The organism is Nonomuraea thailandensis (assembly GCF_024172165.1).
In the GTDB taxonomy this organism is placed as follows: domain Bacteria; phylum Actinomycetota; class Actinomycetes; order Streptosporangiales; family Streptosporangiaceae; genus Nonomuraea; species Nonomuraea thailandensis.
In genome coordinates, this window is sequence record NZ_JAMZEB010000002.1 from 2257459 (window position 1) to 2280949 (window position 23491).

Below are 23491 nucleotides of genomic sequence, written 5' to 3' on the forward strand. Positions count from 1 at the left end.
GTTCCTGAGTAGAGGTCATCCTGTATTGATGAGCGCGGAAAGTCCTTTTGTCTCCGACGTCCCTGCGGCGCAGGCCCTCGCCGTCTGGCGCGAGGCGCGCGCCGCGGCGGGCTGCCCCGCCCGGGTCGGCCTGCTCCGGGCGCCGGTCGCCGCCGCCGTGGGCAGGGTCACGGCCGAACCCGTGTGGGCGGTGCGCTCCTCGCCCGCCTTCGACTCCGCGGCCATGGACGGCATCGCCGTCCGCGCCGCCGACACCGTGGGCGCGGCCGAGACCAGCCCGGTGCTCCTGGCCCCCGGCGACTTCGCCGTCGTGGACACCGGCGACCCGCTGCCCGACGGCTACGACGCCGTCGTCATGCGGGAGCACGTGCACCGCACCCCGGCGGGCGAGGCGGAGCTCCGCGCGGCCGTCCCGCCGTACCAGCACGTCCGCTCCATCGGGGAGGACATCAGCGCCGGCGAGCTGCTGCTGCCCGAGGGCCACCGGCTGCGCCCCGTCGACGTCGCGGCCTGCGCCGCGGCGGGAGTCGCCGAGCTCGGCCTCCGGCGCGCGCCGCGCGTGGTGATCGTGCCGACCGGCGACGAGATCCGCCCGATCGGCGCCGACCTCGCCCCCGGCGACATCCTCGACACGAACTCGCTGATGCTCGCGGCGCAGGCGCGGGAGGCCGGCTGCGAGGCCCGGGTGACGGAGATCGTCCCCGACGACCCGGCGGCCATCGCCGCCGCGCTGGCCGAGGCGACCCGCGACGCCGACCTGGTCCTGCTCATCGCCGGCTCCAGCGCCGGCCGGGACGACTACACCGCCCGCGTGGTCGCCGGGGCCGGCGTCGTCGCGGTCCACGGGGTCGCCGTGCGGCCCGGCCATCCCGTCGTGCTCGGTGCGGCCGGGCGCACGCCCGTGATCGGCGTGCCCGGCTACCCCGTGTCGGCGGCGCTGACGTTCGACATCTTCGCGGCCCCGATGCTCGCCGAGCTGGAGGGCGCCGCGCCCCGCGAACGCCCGGCGGCCACCGCGCACCTGGCCAGGAAGCTGCCGTCCGCCCTCGGCATGGACGATTGGGTACGCGTGCGCCTGGGCCGGGTCCGGGACCGGCTCGTCGCCACCCCGCTGCCGCGCGGCGCCGGCGTGCTCACCTCGCTCGTCCGCGCCGACGGCCTGCTCGTCGTCCCCGCAGGGGTGGAGGGCCACCACGCGGGGGAGCAGGTCCGGGTCGAGCTGCTGCGCGGCCTGTCCGAGATCGGCCGGACCATCGTCGCCATCGGCTCGCACGACCTGGTGCTCGACCTGGCGGCCTCCGCCCTGCGCGCCGCCGACCCGCTGGTCACCCTGGCCTCCTCCAACGTCGGCTCGCTCGGCGGCCTCGTGGCGCTGCGCGACGGCCTGTGCCACCTGGCCGGCTCGCATCTGCTGGACCCCGCCACCGGCGAGTACACGCTGCCCTACGTGGACCGGCTGATGGGCGCGGACGCCGACCTCGCCGTGATCAGGCTCGTCCACCGTGACCAGGGCCTGATCGTCGCCCCCGGCAACCCGCTCGGCCTGACCGGCATCAAGGACCTGACCCATCCCGGCCTGCGCTACGTGAACCGGCAGCGCGGCGCCGGCACGCGGGCGCTGCTGGATCACGAGCTGGCCGGCCACGGGATCGACCCCGCCGAGGTGCCCGGCTACTCCCGCGAGGAGCACACCCACCTGGCGGTCGCCGCGGCCGTGGCCGCCGGGCGGGCGGACTGCGGCCTGGGCATCCTCGCCGCCGCCCGCGCCTTCGGGCTCGACTTCGTCCCGGTGGCGCAGGAGCCGTACGACCTGGTGCTGCGTACGGGGACGCAGGCCGAGGAACTGCTGGCTCCGCTGTGGGCGCTGCTGGAACAGCCGGGTTTCCGCGCCGAGGTGGAGGCGCTGGGCGGCTACTCCTGCGCCGAGACCGGGCGCCGCATCCGCTGACCACCGGACGGGCGCAGGGCCCCGATGCGGGAGGCGATCAGGTCGATCGCGGGTAGCGGCGGCGTTCCGCGGCGATGAGCTCGGGTGACCCTGCCCGTGACGGTCGTGGTCGAAGTCCCGGCGACGGTGGCGGTCACATGCTTTCCTGTTGGCGAGCGGGGCGGTGCTGAACCCGAATAAAACGAGGCTGGCCGCACCGTATCGTCCCCCGGACCGGCAGCCGCAGCGCCCGGCCGGCAGAGGAACGGCGAGCTTCGGACGGCTCGCGATGGAACCCGAACCGGACTTACGACCGTCCCTTGGATAGAAGGGATCCGCCGACCGCCTACCTACCGCACCCGTCCCGTGACACCCCGCAGGCCGAATTCCGCTGGACACCACCACCGTTCGACAAGGAGTACGACTCGGTGAATCCGCGCGCACTTGCCCACCGGGCACACCGACACGGCTGGGACGTGCAGACCGTCCCGCGATCCTCCGGCCCCGTAGTCATCCTGCAGCGTGACGGCTGGCGCCTGGAGATCGCGTTCGACGGTCACGCACCCAAGGAGGCCACCGCCAACGGGCCCGGGCAGGGCTCGGGCGGACAGCTCAACCTTCGCTCGATCAACGACTTCGTGCACCGGCCCGGGACGGACCGGTTAATCCACTCGCGGCCCGGCCGGCGCCGGGCGGCCACCCGCCGCAAGAGCGACCGCGACCAGAGCCCGCTGCGCGACCTCGGAGAGTAGCGGGAACCCGCAGGACGGCTCCCGGCCAGGGCCCGATGCGCGACCTCGCGGGTGGCTCCGGGCCGCCCGGCCTGGTGCGAGCCTGCCCGACCCGCGGACGCAGGGCGGGCCCGGCCTCAGGACGGGCCGAGGCTCCACACCCGCACCAGCCGGTCCTCGCCCACCGTCACCACCACCGGCCGGCCGGACTGCTCGGCCAGGGCCAGCAGGCGGATCCCGCCGCCCGCGCCGTGCCCGAACTCGCCGACGATCGCCCCGTCGTCCAGCCGCCGCACCCCCACGAACGCGTCCGCGCCGTGCGGCGTGTACGCCACGACCGCGACCGGCACGCCGTCGAGCATGCCCGCCACCAGCGCGGCGGTGCCCCGGTCGTCGGGGCTGCGGTCGCTGAACGGCCACTTCTTCCTGCGCTTGCCCGTCGCCAGGTCGTACACGCGCAGGGTGGCGTCCAGATGCGTGGAGACCAGCACCGGCTCGCCGTCCACCTCGCCGCACGCCAGCCGCTCGATGCCGCCGACCTCACCCGTCTTGTACGTGTGCGTCACCGCGCCCGTGGCCAGGCGGCGGACCCGCACACGGTTCGCGCCGTCGCCCGTCACCAGCACGTCGTCACCGTCCAGGCGGCCGAAGGCCAGGCCGTTGATCCCCTGGAAGTGCTCGGTGCTCGTGGGGCCGATCTGCTTGCCGGTGCCGGCGTCCCACAGGCGTACGGTGCCGTGCAGGTCTCTCAGGCTGTCGTACTTCTGCGACACCGCGATCACCCGGCCGCCCGCGACCGTCACCGCGACGATCGGATCGCCCGCCTTCCGCGTGCCCAGCCTCTCGCCTGACGGGCTCCACAGCCGCATCCCGCCGTCGGCGTGACCGGAAACGATCACCGGGGTGCCGCCGTGCCGCCCGTGGGCGAGCGCCGCCGTGCCCGCGCCGCCGTCGCCGAGCTCCGCGTTCGTGGCCGTGGACAGATCCCGGAGGAGGACGGACCCGTCGCTCGTGCCGCAGGCCACCGCGGACCCGCTCGTGGCCATCGCCGCGGGCGTCCCCGTACCGGCGGGCAGCCGCGCCGGCTCTCCGATCAGCGTCCCGAACGGCTCGGTGGCCGGGGTCCGCGCGGGAGAGGGCGACACGGAGGCGGTGGCCGTTCCCGTGCCGGCGGGTGAGGGCGGCCGGTTCTGCGCCAGGCTCTGCCGGCCGGTGCCGCCGCCGGGCCTGAACACGACGAACGCCGACACGGCCGCCGTCGCCAGCGCCGCCGCTCCCGCGCTGAGCATGGCCCGGCGGCTCACCCGCTTCACGCCGCCGCCCGGTGACGTCTCGACGTCTCCCCTCCCGGCCTGCCGCGGCCGCATCACGGCGGGCTGTCCCGGGCCGCCGGGCGCCGTTCCGCGCCTGCCGTCCGCGGGCTGACGCGTACCGGGCGCGGCGTGCGCGGGCTGACCTGTGCCGGGCGCGCCGCCCGCAGGGTGGCTCGCGGACGGGCCAGGGGCAGGGCCCTGCCCCGGCGGCGTGGTGCGGGCCGCGATCGGAGGTGTCCCCGGGGACGACGGCACGCCACCCGGCGGCGCGAGGCCGGGCGGAGGCGCAGCCGCCCTTCCAGGACCCGGGGCTCCCAGGTGCGGCGGCGGTACGGCGGTGGCCGCCCCGGGACGGCTCGTCAGCCGCCTCATCAGGTCCAGGGGCAGTGGCCGTGCCGCCGGGTCCTTGGCGAAGCAGTCCCGCAGCACCTCCGCGAGCCGCGCGGGCACCCCGCTCAGGTCGGGAGCGCCGGTGAGCACGGCGTTCAGGATGGCCGGAACCGTCTCCCCGGCGAAGGGCGGCCGTCCCGTGGCCGCGAACACCATGGTCCCCGCCCAGCCGAACACGTCCGACGCCGGCCCCACCCGCAGCCCCTCGAACTGCTCGGGCGACATGTACGTGGGCGTCCCCACCACCCCGGACGTCATCGTCGTCGCGTCCAGCGCCTTGGCGATGCCGAAGTCGATGACGATCGGCCCCTCGGGCCCGATCAGCACGTTGCCCGGCTTGAAGTCCCGGTGCACGATGCCGGCCTGGTGGATGGCGGCCAGCGCGGTCAGCGTGGAGATCGCCAGCCGGTCCAGCGCCCCGCCCGCGCGCGGCCCCGCCGACCGGACGACCTGCTGCAGTGTCTCACCCGCGATGTACTCGCTCACGATGTACGGCTGGTCGCCGGCCGTCCCGACGTCCAGCACGGCCGCGGTGCAGAACGCCGCCACCCGCCGCGCCGCCTCGGCCTCTCTCAGGAAGCCCCTGGAGATGGTGTCGTCGCCGCTCAGATGGCCGTGCAGCAGCTTGACGGCGACCTCGCGACCGTCCTCGCCCGCGGCCTTGTAGACCGTCCCCTGGCCGCCGGAGCCGAGCACGCCGACGAGCCGCCATCGGCCGACGCGGTCGGGGTCGCTCGGCCGGAGCGGGCGGATTTCCGGCATCCCGCTCCTTTCCCGGGGCTTCCATACGCGATCCACACGATAGCCCTTCGCCGTCGCCGGTGATCGTGCGGTGCCGGCGGCCGGCGAGACGCGCCTCCCACCTCTGCGCGGAACAGCCCGAATCACCTGGCCGTAGAGGCCGCTGCCACCGCCGAGCGGCGCGTTGTCACTGGCCCAGGACCCTGCCCTCCGGGGAGGCGGTCCTGCCCCATGCCGCCCGGGGACGGGCCCCGCCGCCCGAGGGCTGGCCTCAGCGGCCCGCCGCGCTGGACGGGACGCCGTCGCGGGCGCTCTGGCCGAACACCTCGTCCCTGACCCGGGCGAGCGCCAGGTCCATCGCGCCCACCAGCACCGGATTCCCCTGGACGGCCGACAGCCGCACCCGCGGGCGCTCCACGTCCAGCACCCTCAGCTCCCGCTCGACGAGGTCGCGCAGCCGCTCGCCGCCGGCGGACACCAGGCTTCCGGCCAGCACGACGAGGCCCGGATCGACGACCGAGGCGATGGTGGCCAGGCCGAGGGCGATGCGGGCGGCCACCGTGCGCAGGCCGGCCGCGGCCTCCTCGGCGGCCCGCCCGGTGCCCTCGGCCAGGCGCACCGCGGTCGCCACCGAGTCGCGGAAGCCGGCCCCGTGCACGCCGTACGAGCGCAGCAGGTCCTGGACGGCCGGCCCGCCGGCCAGCGCCTGGTAGCCGTGGTCGGCGAACCGGCCGCCGTCGCGGGCCGTGGCGGCGCCGGGCACGGGCATGTAGCCGACCTCGCCGGCGCCGCCGAAGAAGCCGCGGTGCAGCCGCCCGCCGATCACGAGAGCGGCGCCGAGCCCCTCACCGGCCCACAGCAGCACGAAGTCCTGGCAGCCGGCCGCCGCGCCGTGCGCCTGCTCGGCGAGGGCGACGAGGTTGACGTCGTTCTCCACGTCCACGGTGACGCCGAGCCCGGCGCTCAGCGTGGGCACCAGGTCGGGGATCTGCCACCCCGGCATGTCGTCGGCGGTGGCGTAGTCGAGCCTGCCGGTCGTGGGGTCCACCGCGCCCTGCACGCCGATGACGACGCGGTGCGGCGGGCCGGGCGGACGCGCCGCCTCGATCGCCGCCCGCAGCCACTCGACCAGTCCGCCCTCCTCCGGAGCCGCACCGGGCGCGGGGACCGGTGACGGGGCAGGCGGCGGGGCAGGCGGCGGGGCAGGTGGTGGGCCGGGTGGTGGCGCGGGGGATGTGGCCTCGCCGACGACGGCGCCGGTGAGGTCGGCCACCTGTACGGCGATCCGCTCGGGCGTGACGTCCAGCGCCACCACGTGAGCCGCCGCCCCGTTGACCCGGTACACCTCGGCCGTCCGCCCGGGCTGCCCCGCCCGGACGCCGTCGCCGACCACCAGGCCCGCCTCCTGCAGCCGGGCCAGGAGCTGGAAGGCCGTCGGCTTGGACAGCCCGGTCAGCTCGCTCAGCTCGGGCCGGGTCAGCGGGCCCTTCTCCAGCAGGATGCGCAGCGCGGCGCGGTCGTTGATCGCGCGCATCAGCCTCGGCGTCCCGTGGACAGGTGGCTTCACGTCACCTCCGGGTCAGGGGCGTCACGTCGACGTCAGCATGAGAGCGTACAGGGCGATCGCCGCGAAATCGTCGGCCGGCTCGGAGGCCTGCCAGGAGCGCACGTCGTCGACGAAGCGGCTGCCGTGCCCGGTGAACTCGGCGTAGCGGTCCACGCCGCCGGCCGGGCAGGGCGGCATCTCCTCGAAGTGCCCGCCCAGGCCGCCCTCGAACAATCCCGCGCCGTTGGGCCCGTTGACGACCGCGCCCGTGGCGGGCCTGCCGGTGATGTTGGCGATCTGGTGGTGCGGGCAGGAGATGGCGTTCTCGCCCGCCCCGGCGACGAAGGACACACCCCACGGGTTCGCGCCGAGCGCCCAGTTGCGCTGCTGGGTGCCGAAGGCGTCGTAGGCGCGGTCGCCGGCCACCGACCTGTAGAGGCGGGCGGTGGCGGCCAGGCCGAACGCGTGCGGGACCGAGTCGAACGTGTCGTACAGCGCTCCGGCGCGGAACGGGTCCGTGGCGGCGCGGCGGGCGCCGAGGTCGAGTTGCGCCTTGAGCCCGCCGATCAGGTCGGCCTCGGTGACGGCGAGCCCCCCGCCCGCGCCGGTCCCGCCGGCGGCGCGGGTCCCGCCGGCCGCTCCGGCCGCTGCGGTCCTGCCCGTTCCACCGGCCTCCGCCCGGGCGGCCCGCATGGCCTTGAGGAGGTCGGCGTGGGCCAGGGCGCTCACGTCGTACAGGTTGAGCGTGTCGCCCTGATCCTCGTCGAGGTAGCCGCGCGCCCACCGGGCCGAGTCCGCCAGCCACCGCCCCGCACGCGGGTCGTGCAGGCGCTGCGCGGCCAGGGCCAGCTCGGCGGCGCCGAGCTGCATGTCGTCGCGCCAGACGCTCTCGGGATAGAACGCGTGCGGCAGGGAGGTGACCAGCCGCTCCACCCCGGTGGTCCTGGCCATCGCGTACACGGAGGCGGCCTGGTCGAGCAGGCGGGCGGCGCGGCGAGGGGACGGCTCGAGCTGCGCGGCCAGGGCGAAGGCGGCGGCGGTGCGCCCGGCCAGGTTCGGGGAGATCGGCTCGCCGGGGGCGGCGGCGCGGAAGACCGGGCGGTGGCGGATGAACTGGTGCCCTTCGGCGTCGTCGCCGTCGTCGGCCTCGGGCAGGCGCCAGATGTCGTGGTCGCCGACGAACGTGCCCTCGGCGTTGCCGGCCCCGATGCCGACCTGGATGTAGAGCGTCTTCGACTCCTCATCCCACATCTTGTCCAGATATTTCAGGCCATGGGCGGCTTCGTTGCGCAGGGCGCGGCCGGGAGCCTTCCCGTCCCGCTGGGCGGCCCACAGCAGCGTGTCCACGTACGCCAGGATGTGGGTGAACTTGAGGTAGTCGCCCGCGTCGAACCAGCCGCCCTCGACGTCGACCGGGCCGCCGATCCTCGTCAGCTCGCCCTTGATCTGGTCGGTGTCGGGGCCGGTGAACTCCGGCCAGTCGTAGACGAAGGCGGCCCGGTCGTTGAGGTGGCTCGGCGTGCGGGGCGCGTCGGCGCCGTCGCGCTGCAGGCCGAAGAAGCCCAGCACCCCGCCCGCCGGATTCCGCGACGGCGCGATCTCGAACTCGGCCGACGTCGCCCCGGCGGCCTTGATCCGGTAGCTGCCGGGGGCGCGCAGCCGGGTCAGGTCGAGGTCGTGGACGTGCGGGTAGGCGCTGTTCCAGGCGCCCCGGTCGGGGCCCGCCCGCCCGGTGAGCACCACCCGGCCGCGGCGGTCCACCACGGTGAAGCGCCCGGCCTGGCCGCTGCTGGTCATCAGGTAGGCATGCTTGCTCTCCTCCGGCAGGAAGCCGACCTGGTCCACCCGGATGTGCCCGGGCGCCGCGGCCTGCGCGGGGGCGTTCAGGCCCGCCAGCAGAGCCAACCCGAGCGCGGCGGGGATCAGCCTTCTCATCTGCTCCTCCTGAAGTGGTCGCGAACTCTGGTGCGCGCGGCCTCGGCCGCGCCGAGCAGGTCCAGCCCGGCCAGCGCGGCCCCCGCCACAGGGGGGAGCGTGCTGACCACGACCCGCGCGTGCGGCGCGCTCGCGCCGATCGCCGCCTCGACCAGGCCGTGCAGGTACGGGTCCCGCGCGGTCAGCACGCTGCCCCCGAGCACGACCTCGGCCGCCGTCCCCAGCAGGCCGAGCCGCTCCAGGCACACCCTGGCCATCACGGCCACCTCCTCGGCCTGCCGGGCCACCAGCTCCCTGGCCACGGCGTCGCCGCCGGCCGCGACGGCGAACAGGCCGGGCACCAGCTCGTGCAGCCGGGCCGGGTCCAGCTCGCCGAAGTGCAGGGCGTGCACCACCTCGGCGACGCTCCCCGTGCCGAACCGCGTGACGACCAGCTCGGCCAGCGCGGTGGCGGGGCCGCGGCCGTCCTCCATGCGGGCGGCGTGCCAGAGCACCCAGGCGGCCAGGTCCTCGCCGCCGCCCCAGTCGCCGCTCCACCTGCCGACCGCGGGGAAGCGGGCCACCTCGCCGGTCGGCGAGAGGCCGGCGGCGTTCATGCCCGCCCCGCACACCACGGCGACGCCCCACGGCAGGGAGGCGCCCGCCCGCAGCACCGCGAAGGTGTCGTTGGCCACCGACACCTCGCCCGCGCACCCGCGCGCCTCGAACTCCGCGCGCAGCGCCTCCTCCTCGGCGGGGAAGTCGGCCCCGGCCAGGTAGGCCGCCATGAGGTCGGCGTACGGGGCGGCCATGCCGTCGCGCAGCGCCCGGGCCGCGCGCTCCACCACGTCGGCGGCGGCGGCCACCCCGGCGCTCTGCGGCACGAACGGCCCCGCCCTGCCCGTGGCGAGCACGGTGCCGTCCTCGGCCACCAGTGCGAGGTCGGTCTTGCTGTTGCCGCCGTCCACCGCCAGGATCGTCCTCACCGGGCTTCCGTCCAGGGCAGGTGCGCGCGGTTGGCCTCCACCAGCAGCGCGGTCAGCTCGTCCGCCAGGTGCTCCTGCCCGATGAGCGGGTGGGCGAGCAGCGCGTCGGCGACGCGCTCGCGCCCGCCGCGCAGCGCGGCTTCGACGGCGAGCGTCTCGTACGCCGACACGTGCGCGACGAGCCCCGCGTAGAGCGGCTCTACGGGGGCGACGGGCAGCGGCGCGGCCCCGGAGGCGGTGATCCTGGCCGGGACCTCGACGACCGCCTCGTCCGGCAGGAACGGCAGGACGCCGTCGTTGCGCACGTTGACCACCTGGGTGTCGCCCCGGTCGCCGAGCAGCGAGGCGATGAGCGCCACCGCCGCCTCGGAGTAGAACGCGCCGCCCCGCTGTTCCAGCAGGGCCGGCTTGACCGTCACGCCGGGATCGGCGTACAGGTCGAGCAGCCGCTTCTCCAGGTCCGCCACCTGCGCCGCGCGCGACGGCTCGGTCCGCTGCTCGGCCACCACCAGGTCGTGGGCGTAGAAGTAACGCAGGTAGTACGACGGCACGGCGCCGAGCCTGGTGATCAGCTCGACCGGCAGGCGCACCTCGTCGGCGATCTCCTGGGCGTGCCGGCCGATCAGGCCGGGCAGCACGTCCACGCCGTCCAGGTGGACCGACCGCACCCAGGTGAGGTGGTTGAGGCCCACGTGCCCGAGCGACACCCGTGACGGCTCGACGCCCAGCATGGCCGCGAAGCGGCGCTGGAAGCCGATCGCCACGTTGCACAGCCCGATCGCGCGGTGCCCGGCGTCCAGCAGCGCCCGGGTGACGATGCCGACCGGGTTGGTGAAGTCGACGATCCACGCGTCGGGCGCGTGCCCGGCGATCACCTCGGCGATGTCCAGCACCACCGGCACCGTCCGCAGCGCCTTGGCCAGGCCGCCCGCGCCCGTCGTCTCCTGGCCGACGCAGCCGCAGCGCAGCGGCAGCGTCTCGTCCACCTCGCGGGCCGCCTGGCCGCCCACCCGGAGCTGCAGCAGCACGACCGCCGCCCCGGCGACCCCCTCCCGCAGGTCGCCGGTCGCGGTCACGGTGGCCGGGTGCCCGGCCGCGCGCAACATCCTGCGGGCCATGCCCGCGACCGGCCCCAGCCGCTCCGCGGCCGGATCCACCAGGACGAGCTCGGTCAGCGGCAGGTGCTCCCGCAACCGGGCGAACCCGTCGACCAGCTCAGGCGTGTACGTCGAGCCGCCCCCGACCACGGCGAGTTTCAACCCTTCACTCCCGTCAATGTCACGCCCTCGATGAAGACCCGCTGGGCGAAGAGGAAAACGATGATCACCGGGGCGGTCACCAGCAGGGTGGCCGCCATGGTGAGGTTCCACTGCACGCTGTGGAAGGCCTTGAAGGTGGCCAGCCCCAGCGACAGGGTCCAGCCCTGCTGGTCGACCCCGGCGTACAGCAGCGGCCCGTAGTAGTCGTTCCAGCAGTAGAAGAACGAGAACAACGCCACCGCCGCGATCGCGGGGCGGGCCATCGGCAGGATCACGGTGAACAGGATCCTCGCGTCCGAGCAGCCGTCCACCTTGGCCGCGTCGGTGTAGTCGCGCGGGATCGTGATGAGGAACTGGCGCAGCAGGAAGATCGAGAAGGCGTCGCCGAAGAGCATCGGCAGGATCAGCGGCCACAGCGAGTCCGTCAGGTCCAGCCGCGCCCACACCAGGTAGATCGGCACCGCCACGACCTGGGGCGGCAGCATCATCGTGGCGATCACGACGAGGAACGCCGCCTTGCGCCCCCGGAAGCGGAACCGGGCCAGCGCGTACGCCGCCGGGATGGACGACACCAGCATGAACAGCGTCGCCAGCGAGGCGTAGACGAACGTGTTGGCCGTCCAGGTGAGCAGCTCGGAGCGGGCGAAGACGTCGGCGAAGTTGGCCCAGTTCCACTGCTCGGGCCACAGCCGGCTGGTCAGCGCCTGCTCGTCGGTCATCAGCGCGGTCAGCGCCACGAACGCGATCGGGCCGAGGAACATCAGCGCGAGCGCGATGGCCAGCGCGTGCCGCGCCACCCACATCAGGCCCCGCCTGCGCCTCACGAGGCCACCTCCGCCTTGCTGAACTGGCGGAGCAGGATCAGCGTGAACACCATCGCGACCGCGAACAGCAGCAGCGCGTGCACGCAGGCCAGCCCCATCGACCAGTCGCGGAACCCGGTGTGGAACAGGTGCTGCGGCAGGGTGAGCAGCGAGCCGTCCGGATATCCGGGGGTGAACGTGGAGCCGGCCGAGTCGGTCGCGCCGGAGGCCACCCGGGAGGCGATCATTGCCTGGGTGAAGTACTGCACGGCGTAGATCACGCCGGTGACGGCCGAGAACATCAGCACGGGAGAGATCATCGGCAGTGTGATGCTGCGGAACTGCCGCCAGGCGCCCGCCCCGTCGATCTGGGCGGCCTCGTACAGGTGCCTGGGCACGTCCAGCAGCGCCGCCAGGAAGATCATGATGAGGTTGCCCGCGCCCCACAGGGCGAGCAGCGTCAGGCTGGGCTTGGCCCAGGCCGCGCTGCCGAACCAGTCGGGCCCCGTGATGCCGAACCACGCCAGCGCCTGGTTGACCGGGCCGGTCGCCGGGTTGAGCAGGTACACGAAGGCGACCGTGCCCGCCACCGTCGGCACCAGCGACGGCAGGTAGAAGATCGTCCGCAGGATCCCGCCGCCGCTCTTCACCTTCGCCAGCAGCTGCGCCACACCGAGCGCGAACAGGACCTGGGCCGGAACCATGAACACCACGAGCCAGAGGGTGTTCAGGGCCGACTGCAGCACGCGGGCGTCGGAGAAGGCGTAGCGGTAGTTGTCCAGGCCGATGAACTCCAGCGTGAACAGGTCGTAGCGGTGGAAGGAGAAGTACACCGTGGACAGCAGCGGATAGACGAAGAAGACCGCGACGCCGATGATCCACGGCGACAGCCACAGGAGGGCGCGCACGCCCTCGCCGCGCCACCGGCGTGGTGGCGCCGCGTGGGTGGAGACCATCATCAGCCCCCGGAGAGCTTCAGCTTGTCGTTGATCCGCTTGTCCACCTCGGCCAGCCCGGCGTCGAGGTCCTTGACCGCGCCCTTCTCCCACTGGGTGAGGAAGGTGGAGAAGGCGTCCTGGTTGAAGACGCTGTTGACGCTCGCCGGCAGCGTCGAGGTCTTGGGATGGGTGAAGATGTCGAGGAAGGTGGCGAAGTTGTCGTCCCTGGCCAGGCGCGGGTGCTCCATGGCGGCCTTGGTGGTCGGCACGTTGCGCAGCGCGTTCGACAGCGTCACCAGCGACTCGGTGTCGGTGGTCAGGTGCTTGACCAGCTCCCAGGCGTGCTGCGGGTGCGCGGCGCCCTTCGGCACGCCGATCACGGTGCCGGCGGTGAAGCCGCTGCCGTACAGGTCGGGCTTGTCGTCGGCGACGGGCAGCGGGGCGGTGCCGTAGTCCATGTCCTTGGCGTCGGGGTCGCCCGCGATCATGGCGTTGCGCCACTCGCCGTCGAGGATCATCGCGACCTTGCCCTCGAAGAACGGGTGCTCGGCGCCCCACTCGTCGCCCAGGCCCTTGCGGAACTTCTCCAGGTTGTCGTAGCCGTACCAGTCGACCAGCTCCTTCTGCCAGCGCATGAGCTGCTTCCACGCCGGGTCGGAGCCGATGGCCGAGGTGCCGTCGTCGTTGTACCACTTCGCGCCGACCATGGGCCCGAGGTGGCTGGGGGAGTTCTCGTAGTACTGGAAGCTCGGGATGAACCCGGCGACCTTGATGGTCCCGTCGGCGTCGCGGACGGTGAGCTTCTTGGTCAGCTCGGTCAGCTCGGTCAGCGTCTTCGGCGGCTGCTCGCCCTTCATGAGGGTTTTGTTGTAGTACAGCCCGTACGCGTCGGCGAGCAGCGGCATCGTGCACCGCTTGCCCTCGAACTCGGTGTAGGCACGGGACGCGGCAGGCAGCACGTTCAGGTCGATGCCGTCCTGCTCGATGACCGGCGTCAGATCCTGGAAGGCGCCGCTCTTGCACCACTGGGCGACGTTGTCGGTGGTGAACGACGCCGCCACGTCGGGCGCCTTGCCGCCGCGGATCGCCTGGGTGATCTGGTCGTCCTGGATGCCCTTCTTCATGGTGACCTTGATCTGCGGGAACTTCTTCGTGAAGCCCGCGACCGCCTCCTCGAACGCCTTCGTCTCGACGTCCGTGGAGAAGCCGTGCCACAGCTCCAGCGTGGCGGCGGGCAGCGCGGCGGCGGCCGGGCCGGTGCCGCTCGCGGTGGATGCGGGCTGGGCGCCGAGCGACGGCGGCGCCTCCTTGCCCGCGGTGCAGGCGGTCAGCGACAGGGCCAGCAACCCGGCCGCCGCGAGGGGGGCGAAGCGCACGAGGGTCTCCTAAGAGCCGGCTGGACGCCGGTGTTAGTAAGGCTTCCTAACTTGATGAGGACGGTAAGGGTGCGGACCGGGGCGGTCAAGCCCCGAAATCAACTCGTGACGCCGCTTCCCGGGCGTGTTACGGCAGGAGTCCTAACTAACTCCGGACCGGCCGCGATGTCCCGTCCGGGGGCTCAGCGGGCCGATCAGGCGGGACCGGCGGCCGAACACAGCGACACCACGGCGGCGGCGACCTCTTCCGTGCTGCCGTACGGCGCCTGCGACACGGCGTCGATCCGGACCACGGAGCCCGCGTGCGCCCGCGCCACCGTACGGGTCAGCTCCGCGACGCCGTCCTGGGCGGCGGGGACCAGGTTGACGATGTGGCCGCCGCCGGTGACCCGCATCGCGGCGATCTGGTACGTCATCGCCACGACCAGCGCACGCGCGTGGACCTGGTTGAAGGCGATGTCGAGCCGGCCGAACACGCCGAGCGTCCGCTCGACGAGCCGCCGCACCGCGGACGGGTCGCCGACGTCCACGGGAGCGGCGACCGCCTGGCCCCCCGCCGCGACGATGCCCGCGGCCAGCGCCGTCAGGGCGGGGTCCGGACGGGCGGCGAGCACCACGCCCGCGCCCGCCCGGCTCAGCGCGAGCGACACGGCGGCGCCGACGCCGGTCCCGGCCCCCACGACGATGGCGGTGCGCCCGCTCAACGCTCCTCGCCCCACGATGGCCTCGTCCCTGTCCGCTCGGCTGTCCGCTCGGCTGTCAGGTGCTCGACGGTAGGGGAGCCGTCGCCGTGGCCGCATCGGTGAAGTCGCCGGTCCCGCCAGATCGTGCCCGCGTCGCCGATCGCGTAGGGGCTCAACCGGGATCCATGCCGCGATATCGCGTTAGTCTTCTAGTCGCGCCGCTGCCCGCGTCGCGCGGAGAGGTCGATCAGGACCAGGACGGATGCATGTCGGGAGAGATTTCACCCACCGGGAAGCGCTCCGGCTCGTCGCCCGAGCTGCGCGCCTCCCACGCGGACCGGGACCGGGTGGTGGACGTGCTGCGCATCGCGGCGGGCGACGGCCTGCTGAGCGCGGACGAGCTGGACGAGCGCGTCGAAGCCGCCCTGTCGGCCCGGACCGTGCACGAGCTGACCGCGCTCACCGCCGACCTGCCGCCCGTCTCGGCCACGGGCGGCGTGACCGGCGCCGAGGTCAAGGACGTGGTGCGGATCGAGCGGGTCCACAGCGGCCCGGTCGAGCGCACGGGGCGCTGGGTGGTGCCGCGCAGGATGGAGCTGGAGGTGACGTACTGCGAGGTGACGCTCGACTTCACCGACGCGGTGATCACGCACGGCACCCTGCGGATCGACGTGAACATGACGGGCAAGACCCTGACACTGGTGACGAGGCCGGGCGTCGTGGTCGACACCGACGCTCTGCAACTGACGCACAGCAGCGTCACCTACCGTCAGGATCCGGCCGGTCGCGACGCGCCGGTCATCCTGCGGGTGGAGCTGGCCGGTCAGAAGGTGCACGGCCGCGTGGTGGTGCGGCCCCCGCGCCGGACGTTCGGGCAGTGGCTGCTGCGCAGGCCCGCCTCCTCCTGAGCCGCAGCGTGCCCGCTCAGCTCAGTAGTAGCCCTTCTGGCCGTCGACCAGCTCCCTGATGACGTCCAGGTGGCCGGCGTGCCTGCCGGTCTCCTCCACCATGTGGATGAGCATCCAGCGCAGGCTCGCCCCGGCCGAGCGGAAGTCGGGGTGCTTGCCCACGTCGTCCAGCGAGTGGGTGGCGACGATCTCGTTCGAGATCTGGCACTGGCGCTCGTACTCGTCGAGGAGCCGTGCCAGCGGGACGCCCTCGACCCGCATGTCGGCGTCCTCCACGCTCTCGTCGAACTGCGGGTTGCCGTCGGCGGGGCGGCCCAGGAAGAGCACCTCGAACCAGCAGTGCTCGGTCCAGCGCAGGTGCGACACCAGGCCGGCCATGGTCATGAGCGGCGAGGTGGGCAGCACCGGCCGGTAGGCGTCCTCCTCCGACAGACCCTCGCACTTCCACCGGACGATCGCGCGCTGCGTGTCGAGCCAGCCGACGAGCTGGGTGCGTTCGTCGGCGACGAGGGGCGGCCGTATGCGAGGAGAGCTCATGGTGGCGGATATTAGTGCGATGATCGGGACATCGCACGACATTTTCCTCCGTGCCGAGCCGTGGAGACATCCCGGGTCAGGCCGACGGCGTCCCGGGGGCGGTGGCGGAGCCGCGCTCCGCGTCGCCGGCCCGCCGGCCACCGGTCAGGAGGCTGAAGGCGGCGATCCCCGTCCCGGCCAACACCATGACCACCGGGACCACCAGCGCGGAGCGGTAGGCGTCCAGCACCGCGGCCGGTGAGCCGTCGCCGCCCGCCACCGCGAACCCGTACACCGCGGTGACCGCGGAGATCCCGATCGCCGAGCCGAACTGGGTGAACGTGTACAGCAGGCCGCCGGCCACGCCCTGCTCCTCCTCCGCCACGCTGTTGGTCGCCGCGATGGTGAGCGGCCCGTACGCGCAGGCGAACGCGACGCCGGAGACGATCAGGGTCGGGAACATCGCCGCGTACGACCCGTCCATGCCGACCGGCAGGAAGAGCCCGTAGGCGACGGCCGCCAGCAGGAAGCCGCCGAAGATCACCCGGGTGTGGCCGTACCGGTTCACCAGGCGGGGGGTGAGGAGGGGGACCAGCACGGCGTCGCAGCCCATCGCGATCAGCGCGATCGCGGTCTGCAGCGAGGACCAGCCGCGCAGCTCTTGCAGGTAGAGCGTGACGATGAACTGGAAGCCGAAGAACGCGCCCAGGAAGAGCATCGCGCCGAGGTGCGCCCGGACCATCGCGGACATGCGGAAGATCCCCAGGTGGCCAGACGTGCGTCACGGCGGGGCGATCGAGTCGACCGCAGCCGCGAGTGGCCCGGATCCTGGAGATCACCGGTGCCATGTCCACGGCAGCCGGCGATCTCGGACCGAGCCATGATGATCCGCCGGGAGCGGCGCCTGGTTGTGCCCCGCTGAGCAGGCATTATGGCGGGCCGAGCACGGCGTGCCGCGATGGTTGCCGAGGTGGGGCACGGGCACGATGGATCTTATTGGCGTCTGCCGGGGGAAGATTCATGCCACTTTGGACAGCCGTTCTCGGCCTGGCGGCCCTGCTCGCTGCCGGGGTGTGCGCGATCTATCTGGTCTCGGTGCTGCTCAGCCCTCGTGAGGTCCTCCGCGCGCGTCCGTTCCTGTCCGGGCGCCGGCCTCAGGAGCACGCCCTTTCCCGCTACCACGTGCGGTGGTACGCGGTGACCCTCCTCTTCCTGGCCTTCGACATGGAAATGGTCTTCATGTATCCCTGGGCGCTCGTCGTCGCCGAGGTGGGCGCCATGGCGCTGGTGGAGATGTTCCTCTTCCTCGGCCTGCTGATGGTGGGCGTCGTCCACGCCTGGCGGGAGGGGGCCTTGCGGTGGTCCTGACCGAGTGGTTGCTGAAGCGGGCCGCGCGTCACCCGCGGCCCTTCGTGGTCGCCTCGGCGGACGGGACCCGGAGCCGGCTGCTGTGCGAGGCTGAGATCGCGCGGCGACGGTGGCGGCCCGCGATGTCCATGGGACAGGCCGATCTCCTCGTGCTCTGCGGCGCTCCGGACGAGGAGTTCGAGCAGGCCGTCCGGACGGCGTGGGACGACCTGCCGAGCCCTCGCGCGCGAGTCGATCTGGCAGGCGACGCCTCGCGAGAACTGCTCGTCCGGTCCCTGGACCGCGCGGGCGCCCGGCTGGCCGATGGGGAGGCGCAGTGGACGGACGCCGCGAGCCGGGCCCACCCCGTGGGTGATCCAGGCGGCCTCCCCATGGCCGGCCGGGGGCCTGACCGCGACGGGTTGAGTCTGGACCGCCTGCACGTGCCGCTCGGCCCGATCTTGCCTGATTGGCCGTGCGGGCTGGTGGTGGAGACCGTCCTGCAGGGAGAGGTGATCCAGGAGGCCACGGTCAGGTGGCTGGGGGACGCCGAGTCGTTCTGGAGGGAGCCCTGGAACAGGGCGGCGGCCGGCCGGCCCGTGACGCGGGGCGAGGCCGGGCGGCGGCGGGCCGCCGCCCGTCTCGACAGTCTCGGCCGCCTGCTGTCGGTGGCCGGATGGCCCACCGCCGCCGGCCACGCCAGGACCCTGCGAGATCGCCTGCTCGCGGACACGTCCCGCGACACGCCGGCCGCCCCCTACGGACGCTTCGAGCGCCGGGTACGTCGCTCCAGAACACTGCGCTGGATGTTGCGTGACGTCGGAACGGCCGCCGACGGCGACGCGATGTCCAGGGTGGAGAGATGGCTCGCCACGACCCGGGCGGCGATCGGCTCGATCGGGGACGAGAGGCCGCTCGACGAGGAGCGCCCCACCAGGAACACCCTGGACCCGGAGCTGCTCGTCGGCGCCGAGCTGGCCACGGCGCGGCTGATCATCGCGAGCCTGGATCCGGATCCGGCGGTAGCCCATGCCTGAGGTGACGGTTCTGGCCCTGCCCCTGGCACTGATGGCGCTGGGGCTGGCAACCGCCTGTCTCGACGCCGTCCTGAGCGGGGGGCGGGCGAGTGCTCCGTTCGGCGAGGTGGCGCGGCTGCTCGTGCGGCAGCGCCGGCGCACGCCGCTGCCTGACCTTCCGCTCCTGCGGATCGGCGTCATCAGCCTGGTGGCAGCGCCGGTGCTGGCGGGGATCGTGATCCCGCTGGGCGACAGCCCCGTGGCGGACCTGTCCGTCGGCATCGTGTGGTTCAACGCCATGGAGGTGTGCGTCTGGGGATCGCTCTGGCTCACCGGATGGTCGGTCAACTCGGTGTTCCCGCTGGTCGGCGCCTACCGGTTCGTCGCCCAGGGGCTCGCCTACGAGCTGCCGCACATGTTCGCGCTCATCACCGTGGCGCTCGGGGCGGGCTCGATGCGGATGAGCGACGCGGTGCAGGCCCAGCAGGGGCTCTGGTTCGTGGTGTGGATGCCGCTCGCCTTCCTGATCTACCTGGTCTCCGCCCTGGCGATGGCGTTCTGGGGACCGATGAGCCAGCCCCTGGGCGCGGACATCGCCGGTGGCGTGCCCGCCGAGCTGTCGGGGCCCGATCGGCTGCTGTTCCAGGCGGGACGACATGCGCTGCTGGTGGTGGCCGCGGCGGCGGCCGTGCCGCTGTTCCTCGGGGGCGGCGCGGGCCCGGTTCTGCCGAGCGAGGTGTGGGTGCTGATCAAGACCATGGCCGTGCTCGGGTTGTTGGTCTGGATCCGGCATCGCGTGCCGGCGGTCAGGATGGATCGCTTCACCCAGGTGTCGTGGCTGGTGCTGATCCCGCTCTCGCTCGTTCAGCTGCTCGTCGTCGGAGTCGTGGTGTTGTGACGGCCGTCGCCTTCTGGATCCTGGCCGCCGTCTGCGTGGCCGCCGCCGTCACGGTGTTCGTGGTCGACTCGATGGCGCGGGCGACCTTCGCCCTGCTCGCGTCCCTGCTGGCGGTCGGGCTCGCGTTCCTACTGATCGACCTTGCGTATCTCGGTGTCCTCATCATCTTGATGATGGTCATGGAGATGCTGATCATGGCGGTTTTCATGATCATGTACATGATGAACCCGGCGGGCCTCATGCCGATGAAGATGGTCCACAACAACCGGGGCGCGATGGTCATCTCGGGTGTGGTCTTCGTGCTCCTGGTGGCGGGGATCTTCCTCGCCCCCTGGCCGAGGCGCGGGGGAGAGCCGCCGGCCGATCCCACCCACCAGCTCGGGCTCGCCGTCATGGGGCCGAAGATGCTCGTCATGATGGTCATCGGCGTGGCCATCCTGGCCACGATGATCTCCACGGTGGTGCTCGCCACCCATCGCGGACGCTACGACCGCTACGGGGACGACCAGCGGCGACGCCGCCCGCTCGATCCCGGGCCGGGCTCCGGGACGGCTGTCCAGGCCGCTCCCGAGCACCACGGCGGGCACGCGTCGTGCGGCTCGGGCGGTCCCGGCGAGGAGACCTGATGTCGCTCGAAGCCTTCCTCGTGGCGGCCGCCGCGCTGTTCGCCGTCGGCCTGTACGGGGCGCTGTCGCAGCAGTCGATCGTGATGCTGATGATGGGCCTGGAACTCATGATCAACGGCTTGATCGTGGCCGGCGGGGCGTTCTGGTACTTCCTCGCGCCGCAGAACGCCGACGGCCAGGTCCTCGTGCTGGTGGCGATCACGGTGATGGCCCTGGAGATGGCGATGGGCTTCGCCGTGGTCACCGCGCTGTTCCGGGCGAGGGAGGTGGACATGACCGACGACGTCCAGGACCTGAAGGGATGAGCCTGCTCGCGCTGCTGCTGCCGGGGCTGCCCATCGTGGCGGGCGGGGCCCTGCTGCTCCTGCGCCGTGCCGCGCGGGTGGTCGCGCTGCTCGTCGCTCTGGTGACCGTGATCCAAGCCGTGCTGGCCGCGGGCGTGCGCCCCGCCGTCACCTTCGAGATGTTCGCCGGCTTCGAGGCGGGGCTCGCGGTCGACGGGCTGTCCGCGGTCATGGTCGTCACCGTGGCGGTGATCGCGCTGGCCGTCCTCGTCTTCGCGGCGGGGGAGATCCACGAGTCGCAGGGCCGCTTCTTCGGGCTGATGCTGCTCTTCGTCGGCGCGATGCTGGTCACCGTCACCGCTGCCGATCTCGTGCTGCTGCTCATGGCGTGGGAGGTCATGGGCGCCATGTCGTACGCGCTGATCGGCTTCTGGTGGCGTGAGCCCGGCCGGGTGCGGTCGGCGACGATCGCCTTCGTCACCACCCGGGCCGGCGACCTGGGGCTCTACCTGGCCGCCGGCTGCGCCATCGCGGGAGCCCACGCGCTGACCCTGGCGAGCCTGGGCACCACCAGCACCCCATGGCTGCACCTCGTGGCGGCCGGCCTCGTCGCCGCCGCGCTGGGGAAATCGGCGCAACTGCCCTTCTCCTTCTGGCTCTCCCGCGCCATGGCGGGCCCGAGCCCCGTCTCGGCGCTGCTGCACTCGGCCACGATGGTCGCCGCCGGCGCCTACCTCCTCCTGCGGACCGCACCCGTGCTGGCCGCGACCGGCTGGGCGGGGCCGCTCGTGGCCTGGGCCGGGGCGCTGACCGCGCTGCTGCTCGGCGCGGTCGCCTTCGCGCAGCACGACCTCAAGCAGCTCCTGGCCGCCTCCACCTGCGCGCAGATCGGGTTCATGGTGCTGGCCGCGGGCGTCTCGGCCGTGGCCGGCGGAACGGCTCAGCTCATCGCGCACGCGGCGGTCAAGAGCCTGCTCTTCCTCGGGGCGGGAGCGTGGCTGACTTCGCTCGGCACCCAGCGGCTTCCCGAGCTCCGGGGCGCCGCACGGCGGTATCCGCTGGTGGGGGTCACCTTCGGGACGGGCGCGCTGGCGCTGGCCGGGCTGCCGCCGCTGTCGCTGTGGGTGACCAAGGACGCGGTCCTGGCCGCGGTGGACGATCCCGCTCTGTCCCTGGTGTCGCTGGCAGCGGGGGTGCTCTCGGCCGCGTACGCCGCCAAGGCGGTGATCGCCGTATGGCTACCCGGGCCGGAGCATCGGGAGGTGGCGCGGCTCGGACTTCTCGAACGTCTTCCGCTGCCTCCGCTCGCCCTGCTGGCCTCGGTCCTGGGCATCATCGGGCTGCCGGCCGTGTTCGAGGCGTGGTCCCGCCTGCTCGGCGCGCCCGGACCGGCCCCCGAGGCGGGCGAGCTGGCCGTGTCGGGGCTGCTGGCGACGGCCGTGGTGCTGCTGGCCGGCTGGGTCCGCCCGCGTCGGCCCGAGGCGTCCGGCGGCGGCGGCCTCCTGACCGGCTGGCTGCGCCTGGAACCGCTCGCGGTCGCGATGCTCTGGCAGCCCCTGATGACGGCGGCCAGGGCACTGGCCCGCTTCGATGACAGCGTGGTCGACGGCGCGGTCCGGGCCGTATCCCGGGCCGCCATGGCCACGGCCAGGATCGCCCGCTCGCCCTTCGAGTCGGGCGTGGACGGCGTCATCCGCGGCGCCGCCGCCGGCGCGGGACGGCTCGGCGCTCTGGCGAGGAAGCCCCAGACCGGCCAGGTCCACACCTATCTCGCCCAGGCGACGGTGGCCGCCGTCATCCTGGCGATCGTCATCGTGCTGGTGAGGTGACCGTGCTCTCACTGACCGTCTTCCTGCCGCTGCTGGCCGCCGCGCTGCTGGCCGTGCCGCGGCTGTCCGCCCGGTGGATCTGGGTGACCGCCGCGGCCGCCGACCTGGTGCTGGTCGTGGTCATGTGGCTCGGGTACGGCGGAGGGATCGGCTACGAGGAACGCCTTCGCTGGATCCCCTCCGTGGGCGCGGGCTACCACGTCGGCGCCGACGGCCTGTCCCTGCCGCTGATCGCGCTCACCGCGGTGCTGTTCCTCGCCTGCGCGATCCACTCGTCGCGTCAGCAGGAGCGGCCGAGATCGTACGCCGCGCTCTTCCTGTTCCTGCAGACCGTCTCCACCGGCCTGTTCGCCGCCCTGGACCTGCTGCTGTTCTTCGTCTTCTTCGACCTGTCGATCGTCGGCATGTACTTCGTGATCGCCGGCTGGGGGCACGGCGACCGGGCCCGCTCGGCGCTGACGTTCTTCCTCTACACCTTCCTCGGCTCGCTCGCCCTCCTGCTCGGGTTCATCGGCCTCTACCTCGGCAGCGACCCGCGCACGTTCGACATCGTCGAGCTCACCGCGACGCCTCCTCAGGCCGGCGCGCTGGTGCTGCTGGCCGTCGGCGTCGGCCTGGCGGTCAAGACGCCCACGGTGCCCTTCCACACGTGGCTGCCCCCGGCCCACACCGACGCCCCCGCCGCCGGGTCCGCCATCCTGGCGGGGGTCCTGCTCAAGATGGGGACGTACGGCTTCGCCAGGATCGCCATGCCCCTGCTCCCAGGACCGTGGCGGCAGTACGCCTGGGTGATCGTCGTCGTCGGCGTGGTGAGCGTCCTGTACGGCGCCCTGGTCGCCCTGGCGCAGCAGAACATCAAGCGGCTGATCGCCTACACCTCCGTCAACCACATGGGCTACATCGTGCTGGCCCTGGGCGCCGCCGGGCTCGTGGCAGGCGACGCGCAGGCCAGGCAGCTCGCGGTCACCGGCGCGGTCACCCAGATGGTCAGCCACGGCCTGATCACCGGCGCGCTGTTCCTGCTCACCGGCATCCTCTGGGACCGGGCGCACAGCTACGACCTCCAACGCTTCGGCGGGATCGCGGCGACAGCCCGTACCTTCACGCTGATGACGGCCGTGGCCGCCTTCGCCTCGCTGGGCCTGCCCGGGCTGTCCGGCTTCATCGCCGAGTTCCAGATCTTCGCCGGCGTGATCGGAACGGGCCTGCCCGGCGCGGTCGTCGCCGGCGGGCTGAGCATCGCAGGCATCCTGATCACCGCCGCGCTGCTCCTCCGGGTCCTGCAGCAGGCCTTCCTCGGTCCTCCAGGTGAGCTGCGCGTGCCGGAGGCCCGGCCGTACGAGGTGGGCTCGATCGCCCCGCTGCTCGCCCTGTCCCTGGTGATCGGCATCCTGCCGCGCCGGCTGCTCGAGCTGATCGAGCCGTTCTCGGCGGCGCTCGTGACCTGGGTGAGCCGATGA

At 73.3% G+C, this 23491-nt stretch carries 21 protein-coding genes; 10 read left to right on the forward strand and 11 right to left on the reverse strand.

Features of this window, described 5'->3' with window-relative positions; genetic code table 11:
- Positions 1 to 28 precede the first annotated feature (28 nt).
- Together HD597_RS14305 and HD597_RS14310 are read left to right on the forward strand one after the other, a co-directional pair.
- A complete protein-coding gene (locus tag HD597_RS14305) occupies positions 29 to 1948 on the forward strand; it encodes a molybdopterin biosynthesis protein (protein WP_253742568.1) in 1920 nt (639 codons plus the stop codon).
- A gap of 299 nt (positions 1949 to 2247) precedes the next feature.
- Positions 2248 to 2679 carry a hypothetical protein gene (locus HD597_RS14310; protein WP_253742571.1) on the forward strand — a complete coding sequence of 144 codons (432 nt, stop codon included), beginning with the start codon at positions 2248 to 2250 and terminating at the stop codon, positions 2677 to 2679.
- A 116-nt stretch (positions 2680 to 2795) separates the two neighbouring features.
- On the opposite strand, the gene HD597_RS14315 is transcribed toward HD597_RS14310, so the two are convergent.
- From HD597_RS14315 to HD597_RS14355, 9 genes are all read right to left on the reverse strand, one after another.
- Positions 2796 to 5123 (reverse strand): protein kinase domain-containing protein, encoded by a 2328-nt coding sequence (locus tag HD597_RS14315; protein WP_253742572.1) that lies wholly within the window; start codon positions 5121 to 5123, stop codon positions 2796 to 2798.
- A gap of 250 nt (positions 5124 to 5373) precedes the next feature.
- Positions 5374 to 6669: an ROK family transcriptional regulator gene (locus tag HD597_RS14320; protein WP_253742574.1), complete on the reverse strand. Its 1296-nt coding sequence runs from the start codon at positions 6667 to 6669 to the stop codon at positions 5374 to 5376.
- Positions 6670 to 6690: 21 nt separating this feature from the next.
- Positions 6691 to 8583 (reverse strand): glycoside hydrolase family 9 protein, encoded by a 1893-nt coding sequence (locus HD597_RS14325; RefSeq protein ID WP_253742576.1) that lies wholly within the window; start codon positions 8581 to 8583, stop codon positions 6691 to 6693.
- A complete protein-coding gene (locus tag HD597_RS14330) occupies positions 8580 to 9548 on the reverse strand; it encodes an N-acetylglucosamine kinase (protein WP_253742578.1) in 969 nt (322 codons plus the stop codon). Before HD597_RS14330 ends, HD597_RS14325 begins: the two co-directional genes overlap by 4 nt.
- A complete protein-coding gene (locus HD597_RS14335) occupies positions 9545 to 10807 on the reverse strand; it encodes a 6-phospho-beta-glucosidase (RefSeq protein WP_253742579.1) in 1263 nt (420 codons plus the stop codon). Before HD597_RS14335 ends, HD597_RS14330 begins: the two co-directional genes overlap by 4 nt.
- Positions 10804 to 11631 carry a carbohydrate ABC transporter permease gene (locus HD597_RS14340; RefSeq protein ID WP_253742581.1) on the reverse strand — a complete coding sequence of 276 codons (828 nt, stop codon included), beginning with the start codon at positions 11629 to 11631 and terminating at the stop codon, positions 10804 to 10806. The genes HD597_RS14335 and HD597_RS14340 overlap by 4 nt, the downstream gene beginning before the upstream one ends.
- Positions 11628 to 12569 carry a carbohydrate ABC transporter permease gene (locus HD597_RS14345; RefSeq protein WP_253742583.1) on the reverse strand — a complete coding sequence of 314 codons (942 nt, stop codon included), beginning with the start codon at positions 12567 to 12569 and terminating at the stop codon, positions 11628 to 11630. Before HD597_RS14345 ends, HD597_RS14340 begins: the two co-directional genes overlap by 4 nt.
- Positions 12569 to 13924, reverse strand: a complete 1356-nt coding sequence (locus tag HD597_RS14350; protein ID WP_253742584.1) for an extracellular solute-binding protein — start codon at positions 13922 to 13924, stop codon at positions 12569 to 12571. The genes HD597_RS14345 and HD597_RS14350 overlap by 1 nt, the downstream gene beginning before the upstream one ends.
- Before the next feature lie 194 nt (positions 13925 to 14118).
- Positions 14119 to 14628 (reverse strand): SDR family NAD(P)-dependent oxidoreductase, encoded by a 510-nt coding sequence (locus tag HD597_RS14355; RefSeq protein WP_253742585.1) that lies wholly within the window; start codon positions 14626 to 14628, stop codon positions 14119 to 14121.
- 245 nt (positions 14629 to 14873) lie between these two features.
- Between HD597_RS14355 and HD597_RS14360 the strand changes: the two genes are divergently transcribed.
- Positions 14874 to 15515, forward strand: a complete 642-nt coding sequence (locus HD597_RS14360) for a DUF1707 SHOCT-like domain-containing protein (protein ID WP_253742586.1) — start codon at positions 14874 to 14876, stop codon at positions 15513 to 15515.
- Between the two features lie 21 nt (positions 15516 to 15536).
- Here HD597_RS14360 and HD597_RS14365 read toward each other — a convergent pair whose 3' ends face one another.
- Positions 15537 to 16052 carry a DinB family protein gene (locus tag HD597_RS14365; RefSeq protein WP_253742587.1) on the reverse strand — a complete coding sequence of 172 codons (516 nt, stop codon included), beginning with the start codon at positions 16050 to 16052 and terminating at the stop codon, positions 15537 to 15539.
- A gap of 76 nt (positions 16053 to 16128) precedes the next feature.
- Complete coding sequence (locus HD597_RS14370; protein WP_253742588.1) at positions 16129 to 16782, reverse strand: MFS transporter; 654 nt, start codon at positions 16780 to 16782, stop codon at positions 16129 to 16131.
- 269 nt (positions 16783 to 17051) lie between these two features.
- Between HD597_RS14370 and HD597_RS14375 the strand changes: the two genes are divergently transcribed.
- From HD597_RS14375 to HD597_RS14405, 7 genes are read left to right on the forward strand one after another with little or no spacing between them, the layout of a single operon-like run.
- Positions 17052 to 17399, forward strand: coding sequence for an NADH-quinone oxidoreductase subunit A (locus HD597_RS14375; protein WP_253742589.1), 348 nt, complete (start codon positions 17052 to 17054; stop codon positions 17397 to 17399).
- A complete protein-coding gene (locus HD597_RS14380; protein WP_253742590.1) occupies positions 17390 to 18415 on the forward strand; it encodes a hypothetical protein in 1026 nt (341 codons plus the stop codon). The genes HD597_RS14375 and HD597_RS14380 overlap by 10 nt, the downstream gene beginning before the upstream one ends.
- Positions 18408 to 19292: a complex I subunit 1 family protein gene (locus HD597_RS14385; protein ID WP_372513368.1), complete on the forward strand. Its 885-nt coding sequence runs from the start codon at positions 18408 to 18410 to the stop codon at positions 19290 to 19292. Before HD597_RS14380 ends, HD597_RS14385 begins: the two co-directional genes overlap by 8 nt.
- Positions 19289 to 19918 carry an NADH-quinone oxidoreductase subunit J gene (locus HD597_RS14390; protein ID WP_253742593.1) on the forward strand — a complete coding sequence of 210 codons (630 nt, stop codon included), beginning with the start codon at positions 19289 to 19291 and terminating at the stop codon, positions 19916 to 19918. The genes HD597_RS14385 and HD597_RS14390 overlap by 4 nt, the downstream gene beginning before the upstream one ends.
- Positions 19918 to 20223 carry an NADH-quinone oxidoreductase subunit NuoK gene (gene nuoK, locus HD597_RS14395; protein ID WP_253742595.1) on the forward strand — a complete coding sequence of 102 codons (306 nt, stop codon included), beginning with the start codon at positions 19918 to 19920 and terminating at the stop codon, positions 20221 to 20223. Before HD597_RS14390 ends, nuoK begins: the two co-directional genes overlap by 1 nt.
- On the forward strand, positions 20220 to 22031 hold the full coding sequence (locus tag HD597_RS14400) for an NADH-quinone oxidoreductase subunit 5 family protein (protein WP_253742596.1): 1812 nt from the start codon (positions 20220 to 20222) through the stop codon (positions 22029 to 22031). The genes nuoK and HD597_RS14400 overlap by 4 nt, the downstream gene beginning before the upstream one ends.
- A complete protein-coding gene (locus HD597_RS14405; RefSeq protein WP_253742598.1) occupies positions 22028 to 23491 on the forward strand; it encodes a complex I subunit 4 family protein in 1464 nt (487 codons plus the stop codon). The genes HD597_RS14400 and HD597_RS14405 overlap by 4 nt, the downstream gene beginning before the upstream one ends.